The following is a 12606-nucleotide window of genomic DNA, read 5'->3' as shown; positions in this document are numbered from 1 at the left end:
AAACCGTCCCGGACTATATGTACGTGAACGAGTATCTTGTGCACGGATCCTTACAAATGAGAGTGAAAAGAAGGGAAAGCCCCTTCTTTTAATTAATCCATCCTTCAAAAGTTGCGCGATAGAACCCTTCGATTATCTCTACTTTCTTAAGGTAATATGTAACACCATTCTTAACAGTTGTATTTGGGATATCCCATCTATGAAGGTAATCCATTGTAAAAGAATCTTTGGTCGCTTGTGTCGAAATTTTTGTTTGAGTTGAGTCGCTATTTGTATTGCCAGGGCTAGATGCAAAAGCAGGGGCAGCGGAAACGAGTAAAGCGAGAGACAAGGCAGAACCAGTTAAAACTTTTTTTAATTTCATTTTGAACACTCCTTTGTTTTTTAATACATTTGTATTATTACATACAATACAAAAATAACCAAGGGTTTTTTTGTTAATATTTTGCGAGCGTGAATTTAGTTAGGGGCAATCTTTTCATTCACTGTTGCGGCTTATTTCAGGATATTGATAAGTATATAGAGAAAAAGAGTTGAATATTGCTGGCCTCTGGTGATCTGCAGCTTTTGAGTGAGTGCTAGCTTTAGATATTTCAATGCTTTTCCAACGGGGAAGGTGCGATATGAAATTTAACACTGAAACAATTGTACAAAAGTAAAATCTTTATTTAAAATGTTATAAACACGGATTTTCAATATAGGAGGTTATCTGATGGCAGAAAAGAAAAAAGCTTTAATCATTGTGGATGTACAAAAAGCCTTTGATGATAAAAAGTGGGGAGACCGAAATAACGTAAAGGCGGAAGAAAATATCAGCAAAATACTGAAATTATGGAGAGAAAAAGGATGGACAGTCATATACATACAACATATTTCTGATAAACCTGGTTCTTTATTTTATCCAAAAAATGAGGGGGTTGCTATAAAGGAAATCGTTAAACCTATGGAAAAAGAAGTCATTATAACCAAAAAAGTAAACAGCAGCTTTATTGGGACTAATCTAGAAGAGCTTTTAAAAGCAAATGATATAACAACTGTCGTAATCACTGGCTTGACTACGCCGCACTGTGTTTCAACAACCACAAGGATGAGCGGTAATTTAGGATTTGATACATACCTGATTTCAGATGCAACAGCAGCCTTCGGAATGAGAGATAAAAATGATACATATTATGATGCAGAGACTATTCACAATATATCTCTGGCAACATTGCATGATGAATTCGCCACAATATTAACGACTGATCAATTAATCAATGATTTTATAAAAACAAACTGATTAACATTATGGCTAAGGCCGGCGGTAGAGATAGGCGGCTGAAATTCAGGCTCATACAAGGACCTCGTCGGAAAATACGGGGGTTGCCGACTTTTTTCATCGTCGCAATATCGATTGAAAAAAGGCATCTGCTTCAGATGCTTTTTTTGTTTCTTGTAAACCGGTTTCGGTAAAAAATGATTGGCGGTTAACGGTCTGATTCGGCATCGGTTTTGAATAACAAAAGGCTTTACTAATCAGCGAATTATTCAAGATTTTTTGGCTTGTGCTGGGCCTGGCGACTTTTGATTTCCTCGAATATATTGGCTTGATCATCTTTTTGAGGCTGAGGCTCTTTGTTAAGACATTTTGGATCGATCACATTTTTAAGATCTTTGATGGTTAAAGGCTTACAGTCATCTTTTAATTCGTAACCTAATTGTCCATTAGCTTCTAAAGTGGCATATTTAATTGTGTTTATGTTTGAAATGCCAAGAAGTCTTAAACGCATTTCGAGTTGATCTGCTGTCAGCCTCAGCTTCTTTAAGTTTTCTATATTGAGTTGGCCGTCTTCTATAACGAATTTAGATTTTCCGGTTAAAAAAGATTCAATCCAGTTTACTTTTACTTGAAACCATTCCATCAAAATCAAAGCGCTAAAAAGGATAGACGCAGCGATTAATGTTTTCAATAAACTGGTTTCTAAAATGGGGTGAACGATAATCGTACCGATTGAAATCATGACCATTGTCTGTGCAATGGTCATTTGTGCAATGGATTTTCTCCCTGAAATTCTCAGTAAAATCATTCCGAATGCAATTATAATTAATTCTTCCCAAGCAAATCTCATGTTATCACCCTGGATTGTGTTTTATCAAAAATAAAAGAGCAAGTAAGAGGTTTTATGTGTACTTGCTCACGAAAAATTATTGCCCTTACATTTAATTTTATTCATTTTAGGTGTTTTTCTAACTGGAGAAACTATTCTGCGAGGGTGAATTCATTTCGGAATCTCCAATACAAGAGGCGGCGGTGAATATTGGTGGCTGAAAAGCACACCAAGGAGTATAAGGAGTGCGTAAAGGCATGAAATAGAAGAACCTTGCCAAGAAAAACGAGTTGTCAATTAACACAATTAAGTCATAGGAAAAGCGGCATGGTTGGGAACAAAAAAGGATGCATACTGAGACATCCTGCTAAAATGCATTGAGGAACACCGATCTGCTGCTGAGACAGAGCTTGAAATACGGTTGCTTAGGATCGCCGCACAACGCTCTTCGCTGATCGTGTTTTTTAGGAGGTTAGTAGGGAAAACAACTATGAAAAAAGGGATGAGAGAAAAATCTCTTATCCCTTAGATAATCTTAAAACCAACCTTGGTATTCACCAGTCCATGTACCATCACTGTTCTGCTTGGCATCTTTTAAATAGTATTTAACTCCAGCAAATACTGTTACATTAAGAAGTTCTCCACGTGTATTAGCATTGATGTATATAGTTTTTAACACTGCCTGAGGAGCTGCAGTTTTATGACTCCCGCCATCTGCAGCCGGGCTTGCTGCAAAAGCAGGAGCAGCAGAAACAAGTAAAGCAAGTGATAGAGCTGAACCGGTTAAAACTTTTTTAAATTTCATTTAAAACACTCCCTTTTTTTATTTGATACAACTGTATTATATAACTGTATGTAAAATTTGTCCATATAAACTTATGTTAACTTTTTGTGAATATAAGAAAGTATTTTCCCCCATGAGTTTTATTAACTCGTATCATCTTATTTTAAGCCTCCAGAGTAAGGCATCATCATATGACGTCAAAACTGTTGTATGATACTAGGGAAATCATTTTTAGTCGAAATGAGGAGTTGCATGACATTTACGGAACGGGCGGTAGCCATTATTAAACAGATTCCTGAAGGAAAAGTGATGACGTATGGTCAAATTGCCGATCTTGCGGGAAGTCCGCGGGGAGCGAGGCAGGTTGTGAGGATTCTTCACTCCATGAGTAAAAAGCATTGTCTTCCTTGGCACAGGGTCATCAATGCAAAGGGCGAAATCGGATTGAGAGACGAAGAGATGTTTTCTGTACAGAAGCTGTCTCTTGAAGCTGAGGGGGTAGCGGTCACGTCAGACGGACGGATCGATCTCAATTTATACGTCCATGATCCGAATATGTAAAAAAACCTGCCGTATATCGGCAGGTTTTTCAGTTATATGCTTTGAGCCGGCCAGAAAGGTTTTGCCGGATATAAGGCCATTCCTCCCGAAGGATGGAGTAGTAGGCGGTATCTCTGAGACCGCCGTCGACAGCCGGAATGTGTGCGCGGCGGATCCCTTCAAATTGGGCTCCGATCCGCAAAATCGCAGTCCGTGAGCGCTGGTTGCGAACGTCGGTTTTCAGCGTCACCCTGACAGCTTGCCACACGTCAAACGCATGAGTCAGCATCAGAAGTTTACATTCCGTATTGACACCAGTCCGCTGCACGGCAGAGGCATACCATGTGCTGCCGATCTCACACACTTCCGGAGATGCGTCCGCCGGCCGCGTAAACACTTCCGCATCCATAAACCGCGTGCTTCCGACGATTCGGTCTGTTTCAAGACTCCGTACTGCAAAAGGCAATGCAGGTCTTTTTTCATAATCGGAAAGCGCGCGCTCAATATAACGCTTTGTTTCTTCGATTCCGTCAGGGACATGGGTGTAAGCGTAAGTCGTCCTATTTTCTGAAGCAGCGTCACAAAGTGCCTGAGTGTGATCAATCGTCATCGGCTCTAACTGAACGAGTGACCCTCTAAGAATGACAGGTGTCAGCATCCCAATCACAACCTTTTTTTATGAATGGATCAAGTATAGTCGAAGGGTTTCTTATTCAAAAGGGCCAATTTCCTATTAAAATGGCATGTCAGTGAAATCCTCGATTCAAACTTATGCATACATTCAGGAAAAAAGCGGGAACCTTTATGTAAAGAGGTGATGGGCATGGCATATGTGTTATCTGTCGGAACGAGCATTCCGAAGTATCATGTCTCGCAAGAAACGGCGGCGGATTTTGCGAGAGGGATGTTTGCCGATTCATTTAAGGATATTGACCGGCTGTTAAAAGCCTTTCAAAACGGCGAAATTGAATCAAGGCAGTTTGTCCGGCCGATTGAATGGTATAAAACGGCACGGGGTTTTTCAGAAAAAAACCGGCTGTATACGGAAGAAACCGTCAAGCACAGTGCGGATGCGGCACTTGATTGTTTAACAAACCCGGATTGTTTAACAAATCCCTTTCCATATGAAAAAGTCGATGCGATCTTTTTTATTTCCAGCACCGGGCTTTCGACACCCAGCATTGAAGCGAAAGTGATGAATCAGCTTCCGTTTTCTGCGAAAACAAAACGGATACCGATCTGGGGTTTAGGATGCGCGGGCGGAGCGGCCGGCCTGTCCAGGGCGTACGAATACTGCCGCGCGTATCCTGAAGCATACGTGCTTGTCATCGCGGCTGAACTCTGCAGCTTAACGTTTCAGCCGAACGACAAGTCAAAAAGCAACTTAATCGGAACTTCCCTGTTTGCGGACGGAATTGCCGCAGTACTAATCGGAGGAGAAAAGGCGAACCGAAACGACGTCAAACAGCCGCTTCTTCCGCGGATATTCGCCACTCAATCGGTGATGATGCCGGATGCGGAAGATGTGATGGGCTGGGAATTCACGGACAGCGGTTTTCAAGTCATTTTTTCAAGAGACATTCCCACCCTGGTTTCACAGTGGCTGAAGAACAATGTTGATGAATTTTTATTTGAATATGGTGTCAGTCCTCACGACATTAAAACCTTTCTTGCCCATCCAGGCGGGAAAAAGGTCATTGACGCCTATTTAACGAGTCTTTCAATGGGCACCGGTCAGCTTGCGGCATCTCGGAAGGTGCTGCAAAAACACGGGAACATGTCTTCCGCAACTATTTTTCATGTGATAAAAGAACAGTTGCTCCACGGACGGCAGAAAGAAAACGAGAAAGGGCTGATCGGCGCTCTCGGGCCGGGATTTTCGTCTGAGCTTTTGCTGTTCAGCTGGGAAAAGGGGGCTTCTTAATGTTTTGGCTGTTTATCATGCTGCTTGCGGCCCAGCGGATTGCGGAGATGATCGTGGCCCGGCGCAATGAGCAAAAGGTGAAAAAGCAAGGCGCAGTCGAATACGGAGAAGGACATTATCCCTTTCTCGTCCTAATGCACGTGCTCTTTTTTGTCTCTCTTACAGCTGAGGTGGCGGCGTTTCAAAAAACGCTTTCTCCAAGGTGGGCCGCCATTATATGTATTATTTTATTTGTACAGGGGATCAGGTATTGGGCGCGATTATCATTAGGGCGGTATTGGAATACGAAAATTCTTGTCGTGCCGGATGCGGAGCTTGTCAGAAAGGGGCCGTACAGGTGGATGAAGCACCCGAACTACGCGGTCGTCATCTTAGAATTTATTTTTCTGCCGCTGTTATACGGAGCGTATTGGACACTGTTTCTCTTTTCGATTCTCAATGCCTGCATGCTCACTGTGAGGATTCGCGCCGAAGAGAAAGCGCTAGAAGAAAACACCGCAAAATAGAGATTGAAAATCATTCTCACTCATGATAAGATATAAATATGAAAATGATTCTCATTCAAGGTGGTGCCGAAAATGACAATGTTATTTTTATTTGCAGCCGTTTGTACATACAGTGTTTTAATTGGTTTCGTATTGAAAAAAGTTTCGAATAAATCGATGTCTTCTTAAACATCTGCGGTTTTTCCTGCCGCGGGTGTTTTTTCTTTATCAGCTGCCGATATCGGCGGCTTTTTTGCGTTTCCTGAAGAAAAGTGAGCCATTCTTGTGTAAAATGGGGGAGAGGTTTTTTTCAGAGCTTTCTAAAAATGAAAAACGTCATTTGATGCGACAGACACAAAGGGGTAAAGACACATGACAGAAGAAGAACGCCATAACAGGGAGATTTTCAGCAGAACGGGTGCCTTATACGCACAGTTTTTGGATCATCAGGATGAAAAACGGGCCGATCAGCTCGCGGCCATTATGAAAAAAGCGGCTGATGAAGAGGTTTATATCGCGTTTACCGGGCATTATTCGGCCGGAAAGTCCTCTTTATTAAACACATTGCTCGGTGAAGACATACTGCCGACAAGCCCGATTCCCACAAGCGCCAACCTCGTTGTCATCCGGCACGGTGAAGATAAAGTCGTGCTTCATACGACGGACGGGGCTTATGCAGAAATTAAAGGAAGTTACGATAAAGAACAAGTGCAGCAATTCTGTAAAGACGGTGAGCAAATTGAAACGGTGGAAGTCTATGCCGGCTTTAAGGAGTCAGAGCCTTATGCGGCCTACATTGACACACCGGGAATTGATTCGACGGACGAAGCGCATTTTTTATCTGCCGCTTCGGTTCTGCATCAGGCTGACGCTTTATTTTACGTCGTTCATTATAATCACGTCCATTCAGAAGAAAATATGCTGTTTCTCAGCTCCATCAAAGACCGTATCCCGAATTTGTTTCTGATCGTCAACCAAATTGACAGACATGATGAAACTGAAACGAAGTTTGAAGAGTACCGCAGGCAGGTGGAAGACATGCTTGAAGGCACAGGAATACCGAAAGAATCGCTTTTCTTTACGTCTGTCACTGAGCCTGACCATCCTTTAAACGGCATGGAACAGCTGAAAAAACATCTGCAGAAGCTGAAACAGCAGGCAAAAACAAATTTATGGTCCTTAACGGAGAGAAAAGTCGCACACTTAGTCAAAGAGCATACAGAGTTGCTCGTAAAAGATGATAAAAACGGCAGCGGAGAGCAGTTTGACAAACAAGAAGCACTTGTCCGTTCTGTTGAAGATGAGCTTAAAAAAGCCGTTCAACAGACTGAAACAGCAGAGAAAGACATCAGAAAAGACGTGCAGAACATATTGCAAAACGCTAATCTGACACCCTTTGAGATGAGGGAGCTTGCATCTGCTTATATTGAATCACAGCAGCCCTCATTTAAAACCGGATTATTCTTTTCAAAAGCGAAAACGGCTTCGGAAAAAGAAAGAAGGCGTGCTGAATTTTTTGCCGATATTAAAAAAAGAACGGAAGGGGAAGCGGATTGGCATATTATCGACACATTTACGAAAGCGGCCAAGCGGTATGAAGCGGATTCGGACGAACTGATCAAGAAAATCCAGGCGTACCGCACACCGCTTTCTGATGATATCACCGCTCAGGCCCTTAAGCAGGGAGCGGCCTTTTCATCTGAATACGTATTAACTTATACGAAAGACCTCGCTGAAATGATCAGAAGGGAAGCCAAAAGACAGACAGCGGAACTCATTGAGGAGCTGACCGCTTATGTTCAGACAAAAAACGGACCGCTCATTGAGAACTTGAAAAACCGGCTCGAAAAAGAAAAGAAAATAAGGGATGAGCTCGCGCAATCGGCAAAAGAAGAACGCAATGCCTTGGAAAAAGCAGCCCGCGTCCTTGCTTTGTGGGAAGAAGAATTGACCTGTGATACGGGAAGCGGCGACTGGTATACGCGAAAAAAACGCCTTGCGAAAGTGCCCGTCCAAAAAGAGAAACCAAAAGAGGCTGTACAGCATGAAGTAAGCAAGCCCGAAAAAAATGCGATGAAGGAACTTCCTATAAAAGAGCAGACTGATCGGTTCTATGAGCTTGCCGGGATTCTTGAATCCTCGAGCATATTAGGAAAACAGGCAGAAGCCTTTCGAAGCAGGATTGAGCGGCTTGAAAACCGCCAGTTTACCTTGGCGTTATTCGGCGGATTCAGTTCCGGTAAATCATCATTTGCAAATGCGCTTGTCGGTGAATTCGTGCTTCCATCATCACCGACGCCCACAACGGCTACGATCAACAAAATAACGAAACCGCAAGACGGCAAACCGCATAAATCTGCGGAGATCGTTTTTAAAACGGAGGAGGAGCTGGACGCTGAAATGCTTCAGCTGACTGAGCTGAAAGATGCTGATGTAAAGGGGCGTTCACTGAAAGAGAGATGGAATTATGCCATTAAAAAGGGAAAAGTTCCGGATGAACTCATCCCGGTGATTCAGACGATGCTGCAGGCGTTTGATGCGTATGAAGAACAGATCCGTCAAAGGCTGACACTGACGGTGCCGGTTGAAGATTTAAAACCGTACGCAGCCGAAGAAAAAACGGCCTGCTGCGTAAAAGAAGTCACCGTGTATTATGATTCGCCTCTCACGCAAAAAGGCATCACCATTGTTGATACGCCGGGAGCCAGCAGTATAAACAAGCGCCATACGGAGCTTGCCTTTCAATATATAAAAGATGCTGACGCGTTCTTTTATATGACGTACTATCAGCATTCTTTTTCAAAAGGAGACAGGTCTTTTCTGAAGAAACTCGGCCTCGTCAAAGAATCATTCGGCATGGATAAAATGTTTTTTGTCATTAACGCCGCCGATCTGGCCAAAACCGAAAGCGAGCTGGAAACCGTCAAAGACTATGTCCGCTCAGAACTCTCAAAAGAGGGAATTAACCGGCCGAAATTATATCATGTTTCAAGTAAAGAAGAGCTTGCGGGTAAAAAAGAAGCTTTTTATAACAGGTTCTCTGATGTAAGAACCGGGCTTGAGCACTTTATTGAGGAAGATGTAATGAGGGCCAGCTGCGCCCAGCTGAAAACAGAGGCGGACAAATTGTGCGATATGGTGGAACAGCTTCACGAATCTCTTCACCAGTCGGCAGAAGAAAAAGAGAAAAAGAAACAGCGTCTGGAGTCTTCCTATGAAAAAGCTCTCGCTGACATTTCAAAGCGCCGTACGTCTGAGGTCATCATTCGAAAAGTGATGAAAGATACGGAAGAACAGCTCTATCACATTAAACATCGCCTGACGTTTTATGCGAATGATATGCTGAAAACCGCCTTCCATCCGGGTCTTCAAAACGGTGATTGGAAACGAAATATATCAGCGGCGCTGAATGAAGCGCTCAAGGAATTCCGTTTTGAATATATTCAAGAGCTGAAAACGCTCGATATCCGGATGACCGGTTTTATTGAGCGCCATATGACTGAGGAATGGATGGAAAACTGTCAGAAGAAGCTTATGGAAGACGGAGATTTCTCCATTTATGTGAGCGGTGAAAACGAATTTGCCGTTCAGCTGAAAGAGGTCGCTCCGGTCATTGACGTCTCGGCATTCTCACATCACGTAAAGGAAGTTAAATCACCGAAGCAGTTTTTTGAAGAGAACGGAAAAGCAGCGTTTGTAGAAGGGCTCAGGCTCAGCCTGCAAAAAGTGACAGAAAAGTGGCTTGAGCAGGAGAAAGAAAGCCTTTCAGAGCGATATGCTGAGCAGGTGCGCCGTCTGCAAGAAGACATGGCGGATAAAAGCCTGTCCCAGATCCGCGAGCAGCGGGACACTTATTTACAAGGTCTTGCGGAAAATACGAGTGCAAGGGAAATTGAACACCTTTACGAAGCCGAAAAAGCATGGAAAAAGAAAGATGAAATGCTGAAAATTTAAAAATCCGGTTGGCGGGCAGATAACAGTCGTGGTAGACTAAAATGAAAAAAAGCGAGATGAAACCTTTTATGTCAGAAGTCCATAAAGCAATTTCAGCACATTCCGCAAAACAGCATCAGCATGTCAAAACATTTGTACAGCTTGATTATGAGCGTGAACAGGCCATTGAAGAAGCCATTGTAAAATGCAGACAGAATAAACCGTTCACGACAGATGCCATCAATGGCATCACCGCAAAAATGAACCAGCTGGCGAAAAAGGGCATCGTGCCGCAAAGACGATTCGTAAGTGAAGAGATGGTGAAAGAATTCGTCAGCAGACAGTAATGGATGAACCTGCCGCGTGTGTCATCAGCGCTTGCTGTACATACTATCCGTATCTTCTCTAAAGGGGGATATGACCATGGGCAGAACAAAACTGGGAAACAGAAATGCTCAGCAGAATAACAATGCCAAAAAGAAAAACGGCTTCGGACAGAAATTTGATTCTTATGCCGGCCGTGAAGCTGAAAAGCTGATGGCAAGCAATAAAAGACACGGTGAATAACGTGACGGCAGCATCTTCCAAATGGGGGGATGCTGTTTTTTTACCGCCTTCTTTGGTAAAATAGGAACATTGAATAAAAAGGAGTTTCGATATATGAATAATAAATTACTGCTCGTTGACGGCATGGCGCTTTTGTTCCGCTCGTTTTTCGCGACGGCCGTTCATCGCAATTTTATGATAAATGAAAACGGAATTCCCACAAACGGCGTCAACGGTTTTTTAAAGCATCTTATTACGGCGGTTGATACGTTTCAGCCCACACATGTCGTCTGCTGCTGGGATATGGGAAGCAAAACGTACCGCAATGATTTGTTTCAAGATTATAAGGCCAACAGAAGTGAACCGCCGCTAGAGCTGATTCCGCAATTTGATCTAGCGAAAGAAGCAGCGCGAGAGCTCGGTTTTTTAAACATCGGCATAAAAGGCTATGAGGCGGATGACTGTATCGGTACGCTTTCTGCCCTATTTTCCGGGGAAGCGGAAATTACGATTGTAACGGGTGATAAAGATCTGCTTCAATTGCTGAATCATCAAGTTCGAGTAGCGCTGCTGCAAAAGGGTATCGGCAATTATAAGGTATATACAGATGAGATATTCAGAGAAGAAACGGGAGTTCCGCCAAAAGCGCTGATTGACATTAAGGCGCTGATGGGAGACACGAGCGATAACTATCCCGGCGTTAAAGGGATCGGGGAAAAAACGGCGTACAAGCTGATCCGTGAATACCAAAACATAGACCGGTTATTAGAAAGCCTCGCTCTCTTGCCGAAGGGCCAGCAAACGAAAATTCAGCAAAGCTTGAAAGAATTGGAGCTGTCAAGGCAGCTTGCTGAAATACATTGCGAGGTGCCGTTAGTCTGTACGCTTGAAGAAGCGCTTTTTTCATTAAAGATGGAAGAGGCGGCATTAATGCTCAGACGTCATCAGATAAAAGGAATTGAAAGGATGCTCGAAAAGCTGAACGCCAGAGAGATCAGCTGATCCCTCTAGCGTTTTGTATTGCTTTTTTTTGCGTTGTTTTCAAGGGCTGATTTCGGGTCTTTATGCGCATTTCCTTCCATATTTCCCTGAGGATTCACGCCCCCGGTCAGCCGGCCTTTATTTTCCTTTCTCATAGCTGTTCACCTCATTTGTAGGATGAACAGTGAGACGCAATTTCATTCCGGTTATTTATTCAGCCGAATCGCTTTTTTTGCGAGCTGATCGGCTGTTTGGTTTTGTCTGCCGGGAATCCACTTAATGAAAAACAATGGAAATTCGGCCTTTAAGCGGATGATTTCGTCAACAAACGGCTGGAAAGCCTTGTTTTTAACCGCTTCAAGATCTGCGGCCCGCTCCACGATATCCGAATCCGTCCGGAATGACACGGACTCAAATCCGCGGGCGGCACACAGCTTCATTCCTTCAATTAAAGCGAGAAATTCAGCTTCCTGATTTGAATGGTCGCCGATCGGAATTGAGAAAGATTCTGTTTCCCCGTCATGTTTAATAAAAATACCGATACCGGACGGGCCCGGGTTTCCGGCGCTTGCACCGTCTACATAAATTTCAGCGGGCATCATCCGTCACTCTCCATTCGGTGTCATTCGTTTTGCCGCATACGCATAAGGGACAGAAATGAGTGATACCGCAAATTTAATCAGGTAAGTTGAAATGAAGATGCTGAACCATACTCCCGCGGAATAAACGCCGATAAAGGCCACGGCAGTGAAGATAAATGTATCCAGCAGCTGGCTGAGCGCCGTGCTTCCGCTGTTTCTGAGCCAGAGAAGCCTGTCTGAAGGAAAGATTCTCCGAATGGCTGAATATACATAAACATCTATCGTTTGGCTGAAAATAAAAGCCAAGAGGCTTCCGAGCGCAACACGCGGCAGAAAACCGAAAATCGTCTCAAGGGCAGGCTGTGCGATATCTGACGCAGCCGGTTTATATAAAAGAGCCCCCTGCATGGCGCATGTCAAAGCGAGCAGAGTGGAAAACCCGAGCCAGACGGCTTTGCGCGCTTCCCTGGGACCGTATTTTTCATTCAGCACATCCGTTGCGAAGAAAACGGTGCCGTACATGATATTTCCCAGTGTCGCCGTAAGCCCGAACAGTTCGACTGTTTTGACAACCTGCAAGTTGGCGCACACCGTGGCGAAACCGATCCATACGAATAGGCCCGTTTTGCCAAATCCTTTATAAAACAGAAGAACAATGATAAAATGAATGACCGCAAATAAGATCCATAACACATCGTTAAACAAAACCTGCTGACTTCCTTTCAATTTGAGAATGGTTTGATTA

General features: G+C 43.7%; 16 protein-coding genes. 9 read left to right on the top strand and 7 right to left on the bottom strand.

Annotation, left to right across the window (positions count from 1 at the left end; all coding sequences use genetic code 11):
* Positions 1–88 precede the first annotated feature (88 nt).
* Positions 89–364, bottom strand: coding sequence for a hypothetical protein (locus NYE28_RS11745; protein ID WP_007409505.1), 276 nt, complete (start codon positions 362–364; stop codon positions 89–91).
* A 348-nt stretch (positions 365–712) separates the two neighbouring features.
* Between NYE28_RS11745 and NYE28_RS11740 the strand changes: the two genes are divergently transcribed.
* Positions 713–1279, top strand: a complete 567-nt coding sequence (locus tag NYE28_RS11740) for a cysteine hydrolase family protein (RefSeq protein WP_100001531.1) — start codon at positions 713–715, stop codon at positions 1277–1279.
* A 244-nt stretch (positions 1280–1523) separates the two neighbouring features.
* Here the strand turns inward: NYE28_RS11740 and NYE28_RS11735 are convergent, their stop codons facing one another.
* Both NYE28_RS11735 and NYE28_RS11730 read right to left on the bottom strand, forming a co-directional pair.
* Complete coding sequence (locus tag NYE28_RS11735; RefSeq protein ID WP_072589190.1) at positions 1524–2108, bottom strand: YetF domain-containing protein; 585 nt, start codon at positions 2106–2108, stop codon at positions 1524–1526.
* 514 nt (positions 2109–2622) lie between these two features.
* Entirely contained in the window at positions 2623–2892 is a 270-nt protein-coding gene (locus NYE28_RS11730; protein WP_015240073.1) for a hypothetical protein, read from the bottom strand.
* A 231-nt stretch (positions 2893–3123) separates the two neighbouring features.
* On the opposite strand from NYE28_RS11730, the gene NYE28_RS11725 reads away from it, so the two are divergent.
* A complete protein-coding gene (locus NYE28_RS11725; protein WP_015240072.1) occupies positions 3124–3432 on the top strand; it encodes an MGMT family protein in 309 nt (102 codons plus the stop codon).
* A 28-nt stretch (positions 3433–3460) separates the two neighbouring features.
* Here NYE28_RS11725 and NYE28_RS11720 read toward each other — a convergent pair whose 3' ends face one another.
* Positions 3461–4069, bottom strand: coding sequence for a GNAT family protein (locus NYE28_RS11720; protein ID WP_100001529.1), 609 nt, complete (start codon positions 4067–4069; stop codon positions 3461–3463).
* A gap of 165 nt (positions 4070–4234) precedes the next feature.
* On the opposite strand from NYE28_RS11720, the gene NYE28_RS11715 reads away from it, so the two are divergent.
* The 7 genes from NYE28_RS11715 to NYE28_RS11685 all read left to right on the top strand — a co-directional run bounded on the left by NYE28_RS11715 (position 4235) and on the right by NYE28_RS11685 (position 11301).
* Positions 4235–5335, top strand: a complete 1101-nt coding sequence (locus NYE28_RS11715; RefSeq protein ID WP_100001527.1) for a 3-oxoacyl-[acyl-carrier-protein] synthase III C-terminal domain-containing protein — start codon at positions 4235–4237, stop codon at positions 5333–5335.
* On the top strand, positions 5335–5841 hold the full coding sequence (locus tag NYE28_RS11710) for an isoprenylcysteine carboxyl methyltransferase family protein (RefSeq protein WP_342490075.1): 507 nt from the start codon (positions 5335–5337) through the stop codon (positions 5839–5841). The genes NYE28_RS11715 and NYE28_RS11710 overlap by 1 nt, the downstream gene beginning before the upstream one ends.
* A gap of 72 nt (positions 5842–5913) precedes the next feature.
* Positions 5914–6009, top strand: a complete 96-nt coding sequence (gene fbpC / locus NYE28_RS11705; RefSeq protein WP_025284905.1) for a Fur-regulated basic protein FbpC — start codon at positions 5914–5916, stop codon at positions 6007–6009.
* Positions 6010–6192: 183 nt separating this feature from the next.
* Positions 6193–9774 (top strand): dynamin family protein, encoded by a 3582-nt coding sequence (locus NYE28_RS11700; RefSeq protein ID WP_100001525.1) that lies wholly within the window; start codon positions 6193–6195, stop codon positions 9772–9774.
* A gap of 68 nt (positions 9775–9842) precedes the next feature.
* Positions 9843–10100, top strand: a complete 258-nt coding sequence (locus NYE28_RS11695) for a YpbS family protein (protein ID WP_012117818.1) — start codon at positions 9843–9845, stop codon at positions 10098–10100.
* Positions 10101–10176: 76 nt separating this feature from the next.
* The gene (locus NYE28_RS11690; RefSeq protein WP_003153570.1) at positions 10177–10320 is read left to right on the top strand and encodes a hypothetical protein; all 144 of its coding nucleotides are present in this window, start codon (positions 10177–10179) and stop codon (positions 10318–10320) included.
* A gap of 93 nt (positions 10321–10413) precedes the next feature.
* Positions 10414–11301: a 5'-3' exonuclease gene (locus NYE28_RS11685; RefSeq protein WP_025284902.1), complete on the top strand. Its 888-nt coding sequence runs from the start codon at positions 10414–10416 to the stop codon at positions 11299–11301.
* A gap of 5 nt (positions 11302–11306) precedes the next feature.
* On the opposite strand, the gene sspL is transcribed toward NYE28_RS11685, so the two are convergent.
* Genes sspL through NYE28_RS11670 form a run of 3 tightly spaced genes read right to left on the bottom strand, consistent with a single transcriptional unit; the run spans position 11307 to position 12566 of the window.
* On the bottom strand, positions 11307–11435 hold the full coding sequence (gene sspL, locus NYE28_RS11680) for a small, acid-soluble spore protein L (protein WP_003153575.1): 129 nt from the start codon (positions 11433–11435) through the stop codon (positions 11307–11309).
* 51 nt (positions 11436–11486) lie between these two features.
* On the bottom strand, positions 11487–11879 hold the full coding sequence (locus NYE28_RS11675; RefSeq protein ID WP_015240064.1) for a reverse transcriptase-like protein: 393 nt from the start codon (positions 11877–11879) through the stop codon (positions 11487–11489).
* Between the two features lie 6 nt (positions 11880–11885).
* Positions 11886–12566, bottom strand: coding sequence for a queuosine precursor transporter (locus tag NYE28_RS11670; protein ID WP_012117815.1), 681 nt, complete (start codon positions 12564–12566; stop codon positions 11886–11888).
* Between the last annotated feature and the right edge of the window lie 40 nt (positions 12567–12606).

Source organism: Bacillus sp. FSL R5-0443, assembly GCF_038608285.1.
GTDB lineage: Bacteria > Bacillota > Bacilli > Bacillales > Bacillaceae > Bacillus > Bacillus velezensis.
Note: the sequence above shows the minus strand (reverse complement) of the source record. Positions and strands in the feature narration are given on the sequence as shown.

Excerpts from the sequence above, each read along its gene's own strand:
- NYE28_RS11695 (WP_012117818.1), top strand. The coding sequence starts at position 9,843 with ATGTCAGAAGTCCATAAAGCAATTTCAGCACATTCCGCAAAACAGCAT.
- NYE28_RS11685 (WP_025284902.1), top strand. The coding sequence starts at position 10,414 with ATGAATAATAAATTACTGCTCGTTGACGGCATGGCGCTTTTGTTCCGC.
- sspL (WP_003153575.1), bottom strand. The coding sequence starts at position 11,435 with ATGAGAAAGGAAAATAAAGGCCGGCTGACCGGGGGCGTGAATCCTCAG.
- NYE28_RS11700 (WP_100001525.1), top strand. The coding sequence starts at position 6,193 with ATGACAGAAGAAGAACGCCATAACAGGGAGATTTTCAGCAGAACGGGT.
- NYE28_RS11690 (WP_003153570.1), top strand. The coding sequence starts at position 10,177 with ATGGGCAGAACAAAACTGGGAAACAGAAATGCTCAGCAGAATAACAAT.
- NYE28_RS11730 (WP_015240073.1), bottom strand. The coding sequence starts at position 2,892 with ATGAAATTTAAAAAAGTTTTAACCGGTTCAGCTCTATCACTTGCTTTA.
- fbpC (WP_025284905.1), top strand. The coding sequence starts at position 5,914 with ATGACAATGTTATTTTTATTTGCAGCCGTTTGTACATACAGTGTTTTA.
- NYE28_RS11735 (WP_072589190.1), bottom strand. The coding sequence starts at position 2,108 with ATGAGATTTGCTTGGGAAGAATTAATTATAATTGCATTCGGAATGATT.
- NYE28_RS11675 (WP_015240064.1), bottom strand. The coding sequence starts at position 11,879 with ATGCCCGCTGAAATTTATGTAGACGGTGCAAGCGCCGGAAACCCGGGC.
- NYE28_RS11745 (WP_007409505.1), bottom strand. The coding sequence starts at position 364 with ATGAAATTAAAAAAAGTTTTAACTGGTTCTGCCTTGTCTCTCGCTTTA.
- NYE28_RS11720 (WP_100001529.1), bottom strand. The coding sequence starts at position 4,069 with ATGCTGACACCTGTCATTCTTAGAGGGTCACTCGTTCAGTTAGAGCCG.
- NYE28_RS11715 (WP_100001527.1), top strand. The coding sequence starts at position 4,235 with ATGGCATATGTGTTATCTGTCGGAACGAGCATTCCGAAGTATCATGTC.
- NYE28_RS11725 (WP_015240072.1), top strand. The coding sequence starts at position 3,124 with ATGACATTTACGGAACGGGCGGTAGCCATTATTAAACAGATTCCTGAA.
- NYE28_RS11740 (WP_100001531.1), top strand. The coding sequence starts at position 713 with ATGGCAGAAAAGAAAAAAGCTTTAATCATTGTGGATGTACAAAAAGCC.
- NYE28_RS11710 (WP_342490075.1), top strand. The coding sequence starts at position 5,335 with ATGTTTTGGCTGTTTATCATGCTGCTTGCGGCCCAGCGGATTGCGGAG.